Source organism: Actinomycetospora sp. TBRC 11914 (genome assembly GCF_012933465.1).
Taxonomy (GTDB): domain Bacteria; phylum Actinomycetota; class Actinomycetes; order Mycobacteriales; family Pseudonocardiaceae; genus Actinomycetospora.
This window is the reverse complement of the sequence record NZ_JABBND010000001.1, coordinates 464,230-480,506: the sequence shown is the minus strand read 5'-3', so window position 1 is coordinate 480,506 and position 16,277 is coordinate 464,230. Positions and strand designations below refer to the sequence as shown.

The following is a 16,277-nucleotide window of genomic DNA, read 5'->3' as shown; positions in this document are numbered from 1 at the left end:
CCCGTCAGCGGCGCGTGCCGCCCCGGCCCGTGCCCTGTCGGGCCTGGGTGGGCCGGACGCGGTCGGGGGCCGGCAGTGGGGGAGCGCCGTCGGTGGTGGCGGTGTCGGTGTCGGGGGCGGTGCCGGTGGTGGCCTGGGCGACGAGCCAGGCGGCCACGTCGACGAGCTTGATGTTCGTGGTCTGCGAGGCCTCGACGAGCATCCCGAAGGCGGTCTCGTCGTCGACCCCGTCGCGATGCATGAGGACGCCCTTGGCCTGCCCGATCACGTCGCGGGACGTCACCGCCCGCGCGAGGCCCGCGATGCGCTGCGCCCCGAACAGGGCGACGGTCGCCTGCGGGGCGAGGGCGTCGGCCAGCGCGCGGCCCGCGGCGCCGATCGTCGACCGGGTGTAGAGCGTCAGCACGCCCAGGACCCCGTCGTGCGCCGTGAGGGCCACCGCGAGCACGCCGCGGACACCGTGGCGGGCCGCGGCCTCGGCCAGGCCCGCGTAGCGGGGGACGGCGGCGAGGTCCGGCACGTCGAGGGTGCCGCTCCCCCTCACGACCTCGACCCCGGGCCCGGCGCCCGACGACGCCTGGAGGCCGTCGAGCTCCTCGACGACGGGGTCGGTGGTGGGCTGCGCGACGAACTGCCCGCGGAGGGCGAGGGCGAACCCCACGTGGTCGACGTCGGCCACGCAGGCCGCCGCGCGGACGATGGAACGCGACGTCCGCTCGAGGACGTCGGCATCGACGCTCAGCACGCCGGTCATGTCGGCGGCGCTCCGTGCGAGCACCTCGGCGTGACGCTCCACGTCCTCACCTGCCATCGGCCGCCCCCGGGATCCATGGGTCTTCTCGGGACGTCCGCCTCGCTGGTGAAACGGGACCCGGACATTCTAGGCCACCGTCCTCGACCGGCCGGGACGAACCACCCCGTGGCCCGTCACCGCTCCGGGTCGGGATCCGCGAGCTCGGCGAAGGCGCGCGCGAGGCGCTCGTGCTGCTCCGCGGTGGGCATCAGCGGCGGCCGGTCGGCGATGGGGACGACCCGGTCGATGTCGCACGGCTCGACCCGGTGCACCTCGAGCAGGCCGGCCGCGACCCGGATCGGCACGCGCGTGCGGTGCGAGAGCGTCAGGGCGTCGACCACGGACACCGTCGGTGCGGCGTCGACGGTCGTCGGCCCCCCGTCGGACCCGAGCGGGGTGACCTCCGCGTGCAGACTCCCGTCGAACCCGGCGACCAGGGAGATGGTGACCTCCCGGTGGCCGACGGGCGCGCCCAGCCAGGGCGACAGGACCCGTGCGAGGCCGGGACCGTCCCCCGGCGCGAGGGGCACGGACATCAGGGTGGGGAGGTCCCGGTCGTCGGAGAGCACCGCACAGGGCTCGTCGAAGAGGGCGCGGCGGGCCACGGCGACGAGTCGTACGACGGGCATGGCGTCCCTCCGCTCGTTCCGGTCCGAGCGCCGTGACGGTCATCGTCGCACGTCAGGTGGCGCGCAGCCGGTCCGCGGCCCACGCGGGCCCGGGGAGCGCGCCCCGGGCCCACGGCCAGGGCTCGCTGCCGCAGGCTCACTCCTGGGGGCTCACTCCTGGGCCTCGCGGCGAGCCTCCGCCCCGGTCTCCCCGGCGTAGCCCTCGTCGAGTCCCGCGGCGCGGCCGACGAAGACGTCGGTGCTGCCCGTGCCGGTCACGGAGCCCGAGTCGCCCGGGTGGTCGTCGTGCCCGCCGCCGCCGGGGCGGCTGCTCGCCACGGCGGGGTCCTCGCCCACGTCGGACTCCGAGCCCTGCGCGACGTCGGGCTGCCCCAGCGGGCCGTCCTCGCCGCGCACCTTGCGTGACAGACGCGAGAGCGCGTCGGAGAGCGCCACGGTGGTGCTCCTCTCGTCGGGTGTGATCACCGGGTACCGCCGGTCGCCCACGGCGAACCGCGCCCGGTGGCACGTGTCCCCGCGCCCCCGGTCCGGGTAGCGCCCGGGCGTGGATGCTGCCGGGTTCGTCGTCGTCGCCAACCGCCTCCCCGTCGACCTCGTCACCGGCCCCGACGGCGAGCAGCGGTGGCAGGCGGCCCCCGGCGGGCTGGTCACCGCGCTGGCCCCGGCGCTGCGGGGACGGGAGTCGGCGGCGTGGGTCGGGTGGCCGGGCGTGCCCGACGCGGCCCCGGAACCGTTCTCCGACGCCACCGTCGGCGAGGACGTCGTGCTGCACCCGGTGCCGCTGGACGCCGACGAGGTCGCGGCGCACTACGAGGGAGCCGCCAACGCCACGCTGTGGCCGCTCTACCACGACCTCATCGCCGCCCCGGTGTACGACCGGGGCTGGTGGGAGGTCCACCGCCGGGTCAACGAGCGGTTCGCCGACGCGACCGCCCGCGTCGCCGCCGAGGGCGCGACGGTGTGGGTGCAGGACTACCAGCTCCAGCTCGTGCCGCGCCTGCTGCGCGAGCGCCGGCCCGACCTGCGGATCGGCTTCTTCCTGCACATCCCGTTCCCGCCGGTGGAACTGTTCCTGCAGCTGCCCTGGCGCGCCGAGGTCGTCGAGGGCCTGCTCGGGGCCGACCTCGTCGGGTTCCACACCCCCGGCGGGGCCCGCAACTTCCGGTGGCTCGCCCATCGGCTCTGCGGCGCCGACGTCGACGGCTCCGAGATCGGGCTGCGCGAGGCCCCCGGCGAGATCCGGGTGGGCGGGCGCACCACCCGCGTCGGTGCCTTCCCGATCTCGGTGGAGTCCGCGACGCTCGCCGAGCGCGGTGCGGACCCGGCGACGGCGGAGCGGGCGGCCGCGCTGCGCGGCGAGCTGGGCGACCCGGAGACGGTGCTGCTCGGCGTCGACCGGCTGGACTACACCAAGGGCATCGGGGTCCGCCTCGAGGCGGTCGGCGAACTGCTCGACGCCGGGCGCCTCGACCCGGCGACGACGGTGCTGGTGCAGGTGGCCACGCCCAGCCGCGAGCGCGTGGACGCCTACCGGCGCACCCGCGACGAGGTCGAGCGCACCGTGGGGCGGATCAACGGCGACCACGCCGACCTCGGCCACCCCGTGGTGCACTACCTGCACCGCTCGCTGCCGCCGGCCGAGCTCGCGCCGCTCTACCTCGCCGCGGACGTCATGCTGGTGACGCCGCTGCGCGACGGCATGAACCTGGTGGCCAAGGAGTACGTCGCGACCCGCCCGGACGACAGCGGCGCCCTGGTGCTCTCGGAATTCACCGGCGCGGCCGAGGAGCTCACGACGGCCTGGACGATCAACCCGTACGACCTCGACGGCGTCGCGGACGCGATCACCGAGGCCGCGGCGGCCGTGCGGTCCCGGGACGAGGGCGCCCGGGAGCGGATGGCGGCGCTGCGGGCCCAGGTCGGGGAGCACGACGTCGCGCGCTGGGCCGAGGCGTTCCTCGCCGCATTGGGTGGGGCGTGATCACGCGGCTGCTCGTGCGGGTCGCGCGGGCCCGCGAGGGGCACGTGGCGCAGGACTGAGGCGTGCTGGGCCTGCCTGGTGTGCTGGTGATCTTGCGGCGGCGGGCGGGGGCACGCGCGCTCCCCAGGCCGACGTGTGAATCCGCGCGCCGGCGGGCACGCCCCGTCCGCGTCGGCATCCGTCCCGGATGACCGGCCCACCGTGGGCGGCGCGAGCGCCGTCCGCCCGTGGAGAACGACGCGGGCCATCCCCGAAACAGCACCACGATCCCGCGCCGCACGTCCTCCCCACCGCACCGGCCGCCCCGCGGCCGGTCGCCCCCTGGGCAGCTGGCGTCGTACGCGTGGATCGTCCGCGTCCCGCAGGAGCACCACGCATGACCACCGTCGACCCCCCGGCGTCCCCGACCCACCTCCCCACCGACCCCGACCCCGACCCAGACCCCACGCCCAGGCCCGACACCGCGGACGGCCCCCGCGACCTCGTCGTCGGGCTGCTCGCCGACCCGGGCCTCGCGAGCGACCTCGTCGCCCGCGTCGCCACCGAGCTCCCCGCCGCGCTCGACGGCGCCATCTCCGGCTACCGCTGGCAGGTCGAGACCGCCCGCGGCCCGGTGGGCCTCGACTCCGAGGGCCTGCTGCCGATGCTGCGCCACGGCGGCGCGCTGCGCCGCCGCCACGGCTGGGACGTCGTCGTCCTGGTCACCGACCTGCCCCGCCGCGCAGGGGCCCAGCCGCTCGTCTCCGACTACGGCTCCGACGAGGGCGTCGGGCTGGTCTCGCTGCCGGCGCTCGGGGCGGTGTCGCTGCGTCGCCGGCTCCGGCGGGCGGTCGTCGACCTCGTCGCCGACGGCCTCCTGGCCCACCGCGGCACCGCACCGGTCCCGGCGCCGCGCCGGTGGTCCCATCCGCTCTCGCCGCCGGTCGCGCGCATCGCCTCGGCCGACGAGGGCATCGACGCCCACCTCGCGCTGCAGGGCACGCGCGGCACGATCCGGCTGCTCGGCGGGCTGGTGCGGGCGAACCGGCCGTGGCGGCTGGTGCCCTCGCTCTCCCCGGCGCTCACCGCGGCCGCCGCCGGTGCCGCCTTCGGGGTCTTCTACTCCAACATCTGGGACCTCTCGGCCGCGCTCTCCCCGGTGCGCCTCGGCGTCGTCGCCGTCCTCGCCGTCGTCGCGATGGCGGTGTGGCTGATCGTCGACAACGGGCTCTGGGAGCGGCCCGCGGCGCGCGAGCACCGGGAGGAGGCGACGCTGTTCAACGCCGCCACCGCCGCGACCATCGGGCTCGGCGTCGCGTGCATGGCGGTGCTGCTGATCGTCCTGACGACGGCCGCCGCGGCCGTCGTCATCCCCCTGCACCTGCTCCCGGGCGGCACCGACGGGGCCACGGCCGCCGTCGCCTACCTGCGCCTGGGGGTGCTCGCCGGGGCGATGGGCATCGTCGCCGGGGCCCTGGGCTCCAAGCTCACCAGCGCCGACGCGGTGCGCCAGGCCGCGTACAGCACCCGCGAGCAGCAGCGGCGGGCGCTGATCGACGACGACGAGCCCAACAGCCAGGCGGACGAGGGCGGCGCGGACGGGGGCGCCCCCGACGGCCCGGACGACGTGTCGCGCGCGACCGGACACGGGTAGCCGCGCCCATGAAGGTCGTCTACGTGTCCTACCCGCCCTCCGACACCGCTGACGCCGACGTGCCCGCCAGCGCGGACAACGCGCTGGGACTGCGCCCGTGGATCGAGTCGCAGGGCCACACGCTCGTCACGACCTCCGACACCGGTGACGAGCTCGACCGCGAGCTCACCGACGCCGAGGTCCTGATCACGACGCCGTTCTGGCCGGTCTACCTCGACGAGGACCGGCTGAAGAAGGCGGAGAACCTGCGGCTGGTCCTCACCGCCGGGATCGGCTCGGACCACACCGATCCCGAGGCCGCGAAGGCGCGCGGCGTCACCGTCGCCGAGGTGACCGGCAGCAACGTCGTCAGCGTCGCCGAGCACAACGTGCTGCAGATCCTCGCGCTGGTCCGCAACTTCGTCCCCGCGCACACCGAAGCCCGCGAGGGGGGCTGGGACGTCGCGAAGATCGCCGCGCACTCGCACGACCTCGAGGGCAAGACCGTGGGCATCGTCGGGCTCGGCGCCATCGGGGCGCGTACCGCGCTGCGCCTCAGGGGCTTCGACGTGCGGATGCTCTACTACGCCAACCACCGGCGCACCGCGGGCGAGGAGGCCTCGCTCGGAGTGCGGTACGCCCGGCTCGACACCCTCGTGGCCGAGTCCGACGTCGTCTGCCTCGCGCTGCCGCTCATGGAGGGCAGCCAGGCGCTCTTCGGCCCGGAGCGGCTGAAGGCCATGAAGCAGGGCGCGTGGCTGGTCAACACCGCGCGCGGCGCGATCGTCGACCGGGACGCGCTGGTCGAGGCGCTCGAGTCCGGCCACCTCGCCGGCTACGCGGGCGACACCTGGTACCCGCAGCCGGCCCCGGCCGACCACCCGTGGCGCTCGCTGCCCGAGGGCTCCGAGGCCATGACGATCCACTGCTCGGGCATGACCCTCGAGGCGCAGGACCGGATCGCCGAGGGCGTGCACGAGATGCTCGCCGCCCACTTCGACGGCACGCCGATGCCCGACGACTTCGTCGTGGTCGACCCCTCGGCCTGAGCCGGGCCGGGACCGCCGACAGACCCCCACCGACAGACCCCCACCGACAGACCCCCACCGACGGTAAGGAACACATGAAGGCACTCACGTGGCAGGGACAGAGCGACGTCCGGGTCCAGGAGGTCCCCGACCCGAAGATCCAGGCTCCGACCGACGCGATCGTGCGCATCACCAGCACCGCGATCTGCGGGTCCGACCTGCACCTCTACGAGGTGCTCGGGCCGTTCCTCGACCGGGGCGACATCCTCGGGCACGAGCCGATGGGGGTCGTCGAGGAGGTCGGCTCGGAGACCGGCGAGCTGGAGGTGGGCGACCGCGTCGTCGTCCCGTTCAACATCTCCTGCGGTCACTGCTGGATGTGCGAGCGCGGGCTCAACGCCCAGTGCGAGACCACGCAGAACCGTGACCAGGGCATGGGCGCCTCGCTGTTCGGCTACACGAAGCTCTACGGGCAGGTACCGGGCGGTCAGGCCGAGTACCTGCGCGTGCCGCAGGCGCAGTTCGGGCCCATCAAGGTCCCCGAGACCGGGCCGGACGAGCGCTACCTCTACCTGTCCGACGTGCTCCCGACCGCCTGGCAGGCCGTCGCGTTCGCCGACATCCCCAAGGGCGGCAGCGTCGTGGTCTTCGGGCTCGGCCCGATCGGCCAGATGTCGGCGCGGATCGCCCGCCACCTCGGCCACCGCGCCATCGCGGTCGACTCGGTGCCCGAGCGGCTCGCCATGGCCCGCCGGCACGGCATCGAGGTCATCGACTCGAACCGCGTGCAGGACGTCACCACGGCCGTGCGGGACATGACCGACGGCCGCGGCACCGACTCGGCCATCGACGCCGTCGGGATGGAGGCGCACGGCTCGCCGATCCCGCAGGTCGCGCAGAAGCTCGTCAACAAGCTGCCGGACGCGATCTCGGCGCCGCTGATGTCGGTCGCCGGTGTCGACCGCACCGCGGCCCTCATCGGGTGCGTGGACGCCGTGCGCCGTGGCGGCGTCGTCTCGCTCTCCGGGGTCTACGGCGGGCAGGCCGACCCGCTGCCGATGCTGAAGATGTTCGACAAGGGGATCCGTCTCGCCATGGGGCAGGCCCACGTCAAGCGCTGGATCCCGGACCTGCTGCCGCTGGTGCAGGACGAGTCCGACCCGCTCGGCGTCATGGACCTCGAGACGCACTCGCTGCCGCTGGAGGAGGCCGCGCACGGCTACGACATCTTCCAGCGCAAGGCCGACGGCGCGATCAAGGTCGTCCTCAAGCCCTAATCACAGCCGGAGGGTCCGTTCGACGACGGGGCCCTCCGGCACCACCCCGAGCCGGCGCAGCAGGTAGAGACAGGCCACCGCCAGGTCGTTGCCGGCGATCTCGTCGGCGACGCGCTCCCAGTCGACCTGCTCGCGCACGGCCCGGGCCGCCGGGAGCACGGTGTTGAGGTCGGCGCGCTGCTCGTTGAGCGCGCAGAGCTTGCCGACGAGGACGTCGGTGATGTCGCTGACCGGCATCCAGACCGAGAGGACCTCCTTGCGCTGCGCCCGGCCCAGCATCTCCGGGCCGACGGAGTGTCCGCAGACCCGGTGCAGCACGTCGACCATGGCGCCGTCGGTGTAGACCTTGAACAGCCAGTCCTCGGGCGGGTGCTGGACATCGAGCCCGGCCGCCGTGAGCACCTCGGCGGCCCTCGCGGCTTCGTCCTCGGCGACGACGACGTCGACGTCGTGCTCGGGCTCCGGGGCGCCGTAGGCCCATGCGGCGTACCCCCCGGCGAGGGCGAACGACACGCCGCCCTCCTGCAGGGCGACCGCGACCCGCTTCAGCGCTTCCTGCTGACCCGCCCGTGCGTTGATCACCGCTGACCGGTACCCGACGTCGCATTCGGGGAACCCGGTGGGCGTGCGCCTCGTGACCTGGAACGTGCTGCACGGCTGCTCCCCCGACGACGGCCGGGTCGACCCCGGCCGGTTCGCCGCCGCCGTCCGCGCGCTCGACGCGGACGTCCTCGCCCTGCAGGAGGTCGACCGCGGGCAGGAGCGCTCGGGGGGAGCCGACCTCGCCGGGATCGCGGCCGAGGCGATGGGGGCCGACGACCACCGGTTCGCGGCCGCGCTGGTCGGGCCGCCCGGCGCGTGGTCGGCGGCGCCGGACGAGGACCGGGCCGGCGGGCCGGGCGACGCCGCGGCCGACGCCACCGCCGCCCTGCCCGCCACCGCGCCCGAGCGGATCGAGGCCCTCGTCGACCCGTCGCCCCGCGAGCCGGCGTACGGCGTCGCGCTGATCTCGCGGCTGCCGGTGCTCTCGTGGCGCGCGGTCCGCGTCCCGCCGCTGCCCCGGCCGATGCCCCTGCTGGTCGGCCGGCCGCTGCACCCCGCGGTGGTGCACGACGAGCCGCGGGTCGCGGTGGCGGCGCGGGTGGCCACGGACGACGGCGAGGTCACCGTCGCCACCACCCACCTCTCGTTCATCCCGGGCTGGAACCTGGTGCAGCTGCGCCGCCTCGTGCGCGCGCTCGACCGCGAGGTCGGCCCCGGGCCGCTCGTGCTCACGGGGGACCTCAACACCGGACCGCGCCGCGCGGCGTGGGTGAGCGGGCTGACCGGGCTCGCCGCCGGGCCGACCTTCCCGGCCGCGCAGCCCCGCGCCCAGCTCGACCACGTGCTCGGGCGGCAGGTCCGGGCGTCCGACGGCGAGGTCCGCCACCTGCCCGTCTCCGACCACCGCGCGCTCGGGGTGACGCTGCGCCGGGCGTGAGGCCACGCCCGCCGTCGTCGGGACGGACGTGTCCGTGCGACCGCGCGCCGGGTAGCCGCCGGCCCGCCGTGCCCGCCCTGCCCGCACCCCGTTCCGGAGGTTCCCCGTGACCGAGCAGCCGCCCCCGCAGACCCAGACCTACCCCGGCAGCACCGGGCGCATGGACCCGGAACCGCGCGACGAGATGGCCGGCTACGTCGGGCGCGACCTGCTGGCGGGGCGCAAGGCGCTGATCACCGGCGGCGACTCCGGGATCGGGCGTGCGGTCGCGGTCGCGTTCGCCGAGGAGGGCGCGGACGTCGCGCTGAGCTACCTCGACGAGGACGACGACGCGACGCACACCCGGAAGCTGGTCGAGCAGCGCGGGCGCCGCTGCGTGCTGCTGCCCGGCGACGTGGCCGACCGCGACCACTGCAAGCGCATGGTCGACCGGGCCGCCGACGAGCTCGGCGGCCTCGACCTCCTGGTCAACAACGCCGCCACCCAGGAGCCGGTCTCGGACCTCGAGGACCTCTCCGACGAGCAGTGGGAACGCACCCTCACGGTGAACCTGCACAGCGTGTTCTGGATCACCAAGCAGGCGCTGCGCCACCTCGGGGAGGGCTCGTCGATCATCAACACCGGCTCGGTCAACGGGCTGCGCGGCAACAAGTCGCTCATCGACTAGTCGGCGGCCAAGGGCGGCGTGCACACGCTGACCTACTCGCTGTCGCAGGTCCTGCTCCCGCGCGGCATCCGTGTGAACTGCGTGGCCCCGGGACCGGTCTGGACCCCGCTCATCCCGGCGACGATGCCGGAGGACAAGGTCGACTCGTTCGGCGCCCAGGCCCCGATCGGGCGCGTCGCCGACCCGGACGAGATCGCCCCGTCGTTCGTCTTCTTCGCCGCGGACCGGCTGTCGTCGTACTACAGCGGCGAGGTCCTCGCGCCGCTCGGCGGGGAGACCCTGCCCGGCTGAGGAGTCAGGGTCGGGATCCGCCCGGCCCGCCCGGCCCGCCCGGCCCGCCCGGCCCGCCGTCGCCGTCTTCGCCGGGTCCGTGGACCCCGAGCCGCTCGGCGGCGGGGGACGACGGGTCCGGTTCCGGCTCGAGCACCACGCCGCGCTCGCCGATCGTGCGCGCGTCCCCCTCGACCGCCCACGTGCGGCCGGCGGGGTCCGCGACCTCCGTGCCGACCGGGGCCCCGGCGGCCCCGGCCGGGACGTCGAGGCGGCCGCCCCAGCGCAGCTCGTCACCGCGCTCGCGCAGCCAGGCGTCGCGGGGATCGCCGACCGGGCCCAGGGCCTCGTCGCCGAGCCCGGTGTCGGCCTGCGGGCCGCGGTCGACGGGCCGGCCCCCGTGGGGGCCGTACCCGGGAGGTCGCGGCGGGGCGTCGTCGGGGACGTCGGTGGGGACGTGCGGGACGTCGGCGGGGACGTCGGTCGGACCGCTCATCGCTTCCTCCACGGGGCTCGTCGCACGGCCGTTCGGCGGCTCGAGCAGCGGGGTTCCCTTCCCCGGGCAGCGGCACTCGCGCGGTGCCGGCGGCTGCCCCGCCCGTACTGAGACGTAGCCCTGTGATCTGCTTCACCCACACGGCCTAATAGGCTGTGGCGTTCGGGCGTGCATTCCCTGCACTTTCCGGACGTTTCTCGGGCAGCGCTCGGCACAATTTCCCGCGGTCGATCGGCTGAGCGGTTCCCGCGCATCCGATCATGTCGCAGGTCGGCGCACCGCGCGCAGATGATCACCGTGATCAACGCGTCCGAGATCGTCGCGGAAAAGTTACGGGCGCCTGTTTGCGGCCGATTCCGGCCAGGGAAAGACGAGGTCAACGCACGGCTGCGGGTCGTGTCGCGAGGCCGCCCGGGTCGGACGGCTGCAGACCAGGAAGCGGGGTAGCGCCTCATGGGTGGTGCGAAACTGGCCCTCGCCGTCATCGGCGGATATCTGCTGGGTCGCACGAAGAAGATGAAGCTGGCGATCATGCTGGGAGGCGCTCTCGCCGGCACCAAGATCCCGACCGATCCGGCCGCGCTGCTCGGTCAGGCGACGAAGCTCGTCAACGCGTCGCCGGAGCTGCAGCGTCTCGACGCCGCGGTGCGGGGTCGGCTGATGGAGGCCGGCAAGGACGCCGCGATCGCGGTCGCCAGCTCGCGGATGGAGTCGCTCACCGACTCGCTCGTCGACCGGGTCGAGAACTTCGGCAAGCCCGCCGCCGGCGCCGCGAACATGGCCGGTGAGGCCGCCGGCACCGCGGGTGAGACCGTCGGCAAGGCGGGCAGCGCCGCCGGCGGCGCCGCCACCTCGACCGTCGGGGCGGCCGGCCGCACCGTGGGCGGGGCGACGCGCGGGGTGCGCAGCAAGGTCGGCCGTCGTCGCAAGGCCGAGCCCGAGCCGGAGCCGGAGGACACCGAGGAGGCCGGCGACGAGGGCGACCTCTCCGACGAGCTGGGCGAGGACGCGGCGCTCGTGGACGACGCCGACGACGTCGAGGACACCGACGCCGAGGGCGCGGCGGACGCCGACGAGCCCGAGGAGCCCCAGGACACCGGCTCGACGCGCTCCCGGTCCGGCCGCTCCGGTAGCTCCGGCAACGGCTCGGCGCGTGGTGGGTCGTCGTCGCGCTCGTCCGGCAACGGCAAGTCCGCGCCCACCGACCAGGAGCGCCCACGGCGTGCGCGCCGCGCCACCGGCAGCTCCGGTGGTTCGAGCAGCTCGGGTGGTTCGAGCAGCTCGAGCGGTTCGAGCACCAACGGCACCGGCTCCGGCAGCAGCGGGCGCTCGACCACGCGGCGCTCCACGTCCGGGTCCGGGTCCGGGTCGGGGTCCCGGTCCTCGTCGGGGTCCTCGGGCGGGCGCAGCCGGGCGACGGGCTCGGGGTCGGGCTCGTCGAGCCGGACCAAGTCGTCGTCGGGCACCTCGTCACGGCGGAGCACGTCCACGTCCAGGAAGGCGGGTGACGGAGCATGACGCAGACAGCACAGTCCTCCCCCCTCGACGCCCTGCCGGTCGACCGCCTGAAGTCGGCCGGGCAGGACCTCCTCAAGACCCTGATCGACCGCGCGGTGAGTGCCGCGCTCGACCAGGTCGACGGGATCACCGACCGCCTCGGTGACGTCGCCGAGAACGGCGGCGAGGGCCTCTCGAACGTCTTCGGCGGCGGAAGCGACGGCGAGGGCGGCGGCGGTGGTGGCATCGGCGGTGCCCTGTCCTCTGCGGGCTCGAAGCTCAAGGGTGCGCTCGGCAATGTCGTGCCCGGCCTCGGCGGCGGGGACGACGACGACGAGGAGGGCGAGGGCGGCGGTTCGGGCGGCGGTGGCGGCAACAAGAGCGCCCGCGGCAAGTTCAAGTTCCTCAACATCTTCGAGGTGCAGGACGTCGGCGTCCCGCTGCGGCTGGCCTACGACCAGTGGACGCAGTTCGCCGATTTCCCGAGCTTCATGAAGAAGGTCGAGAACGTCGACCAGAGCTCCGACGAGAAGGTGACGTGGAAGGCACAGGTCTTCTGGTCGCACCGGACGTGGGAAACCACCATCGTCGAGCAGATCCCGGATTCCCACATCCTGTGGACGTCGTCGGGCGCCAAGGGCCATGCCTCCGGAATCGTGACGTTCAGCGAGCTCGCGCCGAACCTCACCCGGATCGTGCTCATCATGGAGTATTACCCGCAGGGGTTCTTCGAGAAGACCGGGAACATCTGGCGGGCAGTCGGCCGCCGTGCACGGCTCGAGTTCAAGCACTTCTGCCGGCACGTGATGATGGATTCGCTCGTGAACCGCGACCAGATCGTGGGCTGGCGCGGCGAGATCCGTGACAGCGAGGTCGTCCGCACCCACGAGGAGGCCATGGAGGAGGAGCAGGCCGCCGAGGAGGGGTACGACGAGGACGGCTACGAGGACGAGGCCGCCGACGAGGAGGACGGCTACGACGACGAGCTCGACGAGGACGAGGAGCCCGAGGACGAGCCGGTCGCCGAGGACGACCTCGACGACTCCGACCTGGACGACGTCGAGGACGCCGACGATGTCGCGGAGGACGAGGACGACGTCGAGGACGTCGACGACTCCGACGCGGACTTCGAGGACGAGGACGACGAGGACGAGGACGCCGGCGACGCCGAGGATTCGGGCAGCTCGAACGGACGTCCGGCCCGCAGGCGGTCGCGTCGAGCAGAGCGCGCGAACGCCTGAAGTCACTGCTCCGCCCCCGGTCGCCGCGCAGGCGGCCGGGGACGGGGCGTTTCACCCGAGGAGGCGGTGTGACCGTCAGTCAACGGCAGGGCGGCGGCGGGGTGCAGAAGGCTCCCCAAGGTGGGCTGGCCGAGGTGCTCGACCTGATCCTCGACAAGGGCCTCGTCATCGACGCCTTCGTCAAGGTCTCCCTGGTCGGCATCGAGATCCTGACCATCGACGCCCGCATCGTGGTGGCCAGCGTCGACACGTATCTCCGGTTCGCCGAGGCGACCAACCGGCTCGACCTGCACGCCAAGGGGGGCAAGGATCTCGGTCAGGTCGTGGGCGGCATGACCGAGGGCGCCACGCAGGGCGGCGCCAAGGGCAAGACGAAGGGCATGCTCGACGCGGGCAAGGAGAAGTGGGACGAGATCCGCTCCGAGCGGCAGACCTCGAAGAGTGAGCGATGAGCGCGAAGACGAAGGAGTCGGCGGAGGAGACCCAGCCGGAGAACATCGGGTCGTACGTCTACGGGATCCTGCGCTCCGGGCAGCGCATCCCGGAGGACCTCGACCCGGTGCCACCGGGTGCCGAGGACGCCGAGCACGGGCTGGGGCTGGTGAGCTCCGGACCGCTCGCGGCGGTGGTCAGCGACATCGCCACGGACCGTCCGCTCGGCAGGCGGGAGGACCTGCTCGCCCACGAGCGGGTGCTGAACGCGATCGCGGCCGAGGTCCCGGTGCTGCCCATGCGGTTCGGGGCGGTCGTCAGCGACGACGACGCGGTGCGGGAGGAACTGCTCGACCCGCACCGGGACTACTTCGTGCAGGCCCTCGACGAGATCGCGGACTACGTGCAGTTCTCCCTGCGCGGCGACTACGAGGAAGACGTCGTGATCGGCAGGATCGTGGAGGAGAACCCCGCGATCCAGGATCTGCGCGAGCGGATCCGCGGGGTCGACGAGGATGCGTCCTACTACGACCGCATCAAGCTCGGCGAAGCCATCTCCCAGGCGATGGACACGCTGCGCGAGAACGACGCGAACGCCGTGCTCGACGCGCTCGAGCGGTACGCGCGGGCCACCGTCGTCAAGGAGGTCGGCGGCGAGAACGGGGCGGTGCACGTCGCGTTCCTGGTGCGGCGCGATCACCGCACCGACTTCGAGCGCGCCGTCGACGACCTCGGTGACGAATGGTCCGGCCGGGTCGACCTGCGTCTGCTCGGCCCGACCGCGTGCTTCGACTTCCTGCCCGAGTACGACGCACCCGACGAGGAGGGCGGCTGAGCGTGGGGCTCTTCAGCGAACTGCTGCTCCTGCCGCTGGCACCGGTCCGGGGCGTGGTGTGGGTGGCCGAGAAGATCGAGGAGCAGGTCGACCACCAGATGAACGACCCGGGGGTCATCCGCGCCCAGATCGACGACCTCGACGCCCAGCACGAGCGCGGAGAGATCTCCGCCGAGGAGCGTGACGCCCAGCAGGACGAGCTCCTCGCGCGGCTCACCGGGCGGGAGTCCGGTGGGGGAGGGCCGACGTGACCCGACCCGGTCGCCGCGACCCGCTGGCCGACTCCGACCGGCGGCGTCGCCACGGCTCCCGCACGAACGGCACGCAGCGCACCAACGGCGTGCACCGCTCCGAGGACGGGGCGGACGACGAGCGCTCCCGCGCGACGGACGGCGACGACGCGGCCCAGGAGCGGCCGCGTCGTCGTCGTGCCGCCGCGTCGGGCGAGGGCTCGTCCCGCCGCAGCCGGCGGGGCTCCCGCACGGCCGTGGCGGAGCGGGAGCCGGAACCGGACGTCGTCGAGGACATCGACGACGAGGACGACGAGCCCGCCGCCACCGATCAGGAGCGGCCTCGCCGCCGCGCGTCATCGAGCAACGGCTCGTCCCGCAGTCGCCGGTCCCGCCGCCCGGAGCCCGAGCCCGAGGACGAACCCGACGACCTGGACGACGAGGACGACGAGCCGGCCGCCACCGATCAGGAGCGGCCTCGCCGTCGCCGGTCCCGTCGGCCGGAGCCCGAGGACGAACCCGACGACCTGGACGACGAGGACGACGAGCCGGCCGCTACCGATCAGGAGCGGCCTCGCCGTCGCCGGTCCCGTCGGACGGAGCCGGAGCCCGAGGACGTCGATGACGACCTGGACGACGAGGACGACGAGCCCGCCGCCACCGATCAGGAGCGGCCTCGCCGCCGCGCGTCATCGAGCAACGGCTCGTCCCGCAGCCGCCGATCCCGCCGCCGGGAACCCGAGCCCGAGCCCGAGGACGAACCCGAGGACCTCGACGACGAGGACGACGAGGACGACGAGCCGGAGGAGCCCGAGCAGGAACGGCCACGTCGTCGTCGTGCGGACTCCGGAGGAGGAACGTCGCGACGGTCCCGCCGCGGGACCCGTCGTCGGGAGCCGGAGCCCGAACCGGAGCCCGAGGACGACGAGTACGACGACGACCTGGACGACGAGTACGACGACGACGAGTACGAGGACGAGCCGGAACCCGAACCGGCCCCGCCGAAGAAGCTCACCGCCCGTGCCGTCGCCCGGATGGCCGCCGAGCAGGTCATGGAGATGACCGGCAAGGAGAGCGAGAGCGTCACGTCGGTGCACAAGTCGGCCGACGGCTGGACGGTCGGGCTCGAGGTCGTGGAGAGCCGGCGCATCCCCGACTCGACGGACCTGCTCGCGAGCTACGAGGTCGAGATGGACGCCGACGGCGACCTCATCAGCTACCGCCGGACCCGGCGCTACAACCGCGGGCGTGGCGACGACGAGTGACGCATCCCGCCTCCCGAGCTCCCCGCACTCCCCGGCTGACGGAGGGAACCCATGAGTGACCCGGTCCGCTGGACCGGCTCGATGCCGGCGACGCGCCAGCAGCAGCAGGCGGCGAGCCCGCAGCCGCGCAACAGCGGCACCGACCTCGCCGACATCCTCGAACGGGTCCTGGACAAGGGCATCGTCATCGCCGGCGACATCCAGATCAACCTGCTCGACATCGAGCTGCTGACGATCAAGCTGCGCCTCGTCGTGGCGTCGGTCGACCGCGCGAAGGAGATGGGCATCGACTGGTGGGAGCGCGATCCCACCCTCTCCTCCGGCCACAAGGAGCTCGAGGAGGAGAACCGCCGGCTGCGCGAGCGCCTCGAGACCCTGGAGCGCCGCGGGCTCCCGGGGAGCGACGAGGACGACGCCGAGCTCGAGGGCGTGCCCGTCGACGACGACGCCCTCGAGCCGGCCGACGACGAGGTCGAGGACGCCGAGGTCGCCGACGACGAACCGGACGACGAGCCCGACGACGGAGTCGAAGCGGAAGACGAGC

16 protein-coding genes and 2 pseudogenes are annotated in these 16,277 nt (G+C 74.2%); 13 read left to right on the top strand and 5 right to left on the bottom strand.

Annotated features, from left to right (window positions below; all coding sequences use genetic code 11):
- Nucleotides 1-4: 4 nt before the first annotated feature.
- From HH311_RS31265 to HH311_RS02320, 3 genes are all read right to left on the bottom strand, one after another.
- Nucleotides 5-796: a GAF and ANTAR domain-containing protein gene (locus HH311_RS31265; RefSeq protein WP_312029891.1), complete on the bottom strand. Its 792-nt coding sequence runs from the start codon at nt 794-796 to the stop codon at nt 5-7.
- A 131-nt stretch (nt 797-927) separates the two neighbouring features.
- Nucleotides 928-1,422 carry a hypothetical protein gene (locus HH311_RS02325; RefSeq protein ID WP_169181948.1) on the bottom strand — a complete coding sequence of 165 codons (495 nt, stop codon included), beginning with the start codon at nt 1,420-1,422 and terminating at the stop codon, nt 928-930.
- Between the two features lie 150 nt (nt 1,423-1,572).
- Complete coding sequence (locus HH311_RS02320) at nt 1,573-1,857, bottom strand: hypothetical protein (RefSeq protein WP_312029890.1); 285 nt, start codon at nt 1,855-1,857, stop codon at nt 1,573-1,575.
- A 109-nt stretch (nt 1,858-1,966) separates the two neighbouring features.
- On the opposite strand from HH311_RS02320, the gene HH311_RS02315 reads away from it, so the two are divergent.
- The 4 genes from HH311_RS02315 to HH311_RS02300 all read left to right on the top strand — a co-directional run bounded on the left by HH311_RS02315 (nt 1,967) and on the right by HH311_RS02300 (nt 7,320).
- The gene (locus HH311_RS02315; RefSeq protein WP_169181947.1) at nt 1,967-3,403 is read left to right on the top strand and encodes a trehalose-6-phosphate synthase; all 1,437 of its coding nucleotides are present in this window, start codon (nt 1,967-1,969) and stop codon (nt 3,401-3,403) included.
- A 376-nt stretch (nt 3,404-3,779) separates the two neighbouring features.
- Nucleotides 3,780-5,036, top strand: coding sequence for a hypothetical protein (locus HH311_RS02310; protein ID WP_211189475.1), 1,257 nt, complete (start codon nt 3,780-3,782; stop codon nt 5,034-5,036).
- A gap of 8 nt (nt 5,037-5,044) precedes the next feature.
- Complete coding sequence (locus HH311_RS02305) at nt 5,045-6,064, top strand: NAD-dependent formate dehydrogenase (RefSeq protein ID WP_169181946.1); 1,020 nt, start codon at nt 5,045-5,047, stop codon at nt 6,062-6,064.
- Between the two features lie 74 nt (nt 6,065-6,138).
- On the top strand, nt 6,139-7,320 hold the full coding sequence (locus HH311_RS02300) for a zinc-dependent alcohol dehydrogenase (protein WP_169181945.1): 1,182 nt from the start codon (nt 6,139-6,141) through the stop codon (nt 7,318-7,320).
- Here the strand turns inward: HH311_RS02300 and HH311_RS02295 are convergent, their stop codons facing one another.
- On the bottom strand, nt 7,321-7,902 hold the full coding sequence (locus HH311_RS02295; RefSeq protein ID WP_169181944.1) for a nucleotidyltransferase: 582 nt from the start codon (nt 7,900-7,902) through the stop codon (nt 7,321-7,323).
- A 52-nt stretch (nt 7,903-7,954) separates the two neighbouring features.
- Here HH311_RS02295 and HH311_RS02290 point away from each other — a divergent pair, with 52 nt between their 5' ends.
- Together HH311_RS02290 and HH311_RS02285 are read left to right on the top strand one after the other, a co-directional pair.
- Nucleotides 7,955-8,800, top strand: coding sequence for an endonuclease/exonuclease/phosphatase family protein (locus HH311_RS02290; RefSeq protein ID WP_211189474.1), 846 nt, complete (start codon nt 7,955-7,957; stop codon nt 8,798-8,800).
- Nucleotides 8,801-8,960: 160 nt separating this feature from the next.
- Nucleotides 8,961-9,758 (top strand): annotated as a pseudogene (locus HH311_RS02285) (SDR family oxidoreductase).
- A gap of 4 nt (nt 9,759-9,762) precedes the next feature.
- On the opposite strand, the gene HH311_RS02280 reads toward HH311_RS02285, so the two are convergent.
- A complete protein-coding gene (locus HH311_RS02280) occupies nt 9,763-10,233 on the bottom strand; it encodes a hypothetical protein (protein WP_169181942.1) in 471 nt (156 codons plus the stop codon).
- Nucleotides 10,234-10,686: 453 nt separating this feature from the next.
- On the opposite strand from HH311_RS02280, the gene HH311_RS02275 reads away from it, so the two are divergent.
- The 7 genes and pseudogenes from HH311_RS02275 to HH311_RS31260 form a co-directional block, all read left to right on the top strand.
- Nucleotides 10,687-11,751, top strand: coding sequence for a hypothetical protein (locus HH311_RS02275; protein WP_169181941.1), 1,065 nt, complete (start codon nt 10,687-10,689; stop codon nt 11,749-11,751).
- Complete coding sequence (locus tag HH311_RS02270) at nt 11,748-12,971, top strand: SRPBCC family protein (RefSeq protein ID WP_169181940.1); 1,224 nt, start codon at nt 11,748-11,750, stop codon at nt 12,969-12,971. Before HH311_RS02275 ends, HH311_RS02270 begins: the two co-directional genes overlap by 4 nt.
- Before the next feature lie 68 nt (nt 12,972-13,039).
- The gene (gvpJ, locus tag HH311_RS02265) at nt 13,040-13,423 is read left to right on the top strand and encodes a gas vesicle protein GvpJ (protein WP_169181939.1); all 384 of its coding nucleotides are present in this window, start codon (nt 13,040-13,042) and stop codon (nt 13,421-13,423) included.
- Complete coding sequence (locus tag HH311_RS02260; RefSeq protein WP_169181938.1) at nt 13,420-14,238, top strand: GvpL/GvpF family gas vesicle protein; 819 nt, start codon at nt 13,420-13,422, stop codon at nt 14,236-14,238. The genes gvpJ and HH311_RS02260 overlap by 4 nt, the downstream gene beginning before the upstream one ends.
- 2 nt (nt 14,239-14,240) lie before the next feature.
- Nucleotides 14,241-14,489 (top strand): gas vesicle protein GvpG, encoded by a 249-nt coding sequence (locus tag HH311_RS02255; protein ID WP_169181937.1) that lies wholly within the window; start codon nt 14,241-14,243, stop codon nt 14,487-14,489.
- Entirely contained in the window at nt 14,486-15,733 is a 1,248-nt protein-coding gene (gvpO, locus tag HH311_RS33050) for a gas vesicle protein GvpO (protein ID WP_312029889.1), read from the top strand. The genes HH311_RS02255 and gvpO overlap by 4 nt, the downstream gene beginning before the upstream one ends.
- A 51-nt stretch (nt 15,734-15,784) precedes the next feature.
- Nucleotides 15,785-16,168: pseudogene (locus tag HH311_RS31260) on the top strand (gas vesicle protein); the annotation flags it as partial.
- Nucleotides 16,169-16,277 lie beyond the last annotated feature (109 nt).

Bases quoted from the DNA above. Each gene is read 5' to 3' on its own strand.
- HH311_RS02270 (WP_169181940.1), top strand. From the start codon at position 11,748: ATGACGCAGACAGCACAGTCCTCCCCCCTCGACGCCCTGCCGGTCGAC.
- HH311_RS02300 (WP_169181945.1), top strand. From the start codon at position 6,139: ATGAAGGCACTCACGTGGCAGGGACAGAGCGACGTCCGGGTCCAGGAG.
- HH311_RS02260 (WP_169181938.1), top strand. From the start codon at position 13,420: ATGAGCGCGAAGACGAAGGAGTCGGCGGAGGAGACCCAGCCGGAGAAC.
- HH311_RS02280 (WP_169181942.1), bottom strand. From the start codon at position 10,233: ATGAGCGGTCCGACCGACGTCCCCGCCGACGTCCCGCACGTCCCCACC.
- HH311_RS02325 (WP_169181948.1), bottom strand. From the start codon at position 1,422: ATGCCCGTCGTACGACTCGTCGCCGTGGCCCGCCGCGCCCTCTTCGAC.
- HH311_RS02275 (WP_169181941.1), top strand. From the start codon at position 10,687: ATGGGTGGTGCGAAACTGGCCCTCGCCGTCATCGGCGGATATCTGCTG.
- HH311_RS02305 (WP_169181946.1), top strand. From the start codon at position 5,045: ATGAAGGTCGTCTACGTGTCCTACCCGCCCTCCGACACCGCTGACGCC.
- HH311_RS02310 (WP_211189475.1), top strand. From the start codon at position 3,780: ATGACCACCGTCGACCCCCCGGCGTCCCCGACCCACCTCCCCACCGAC.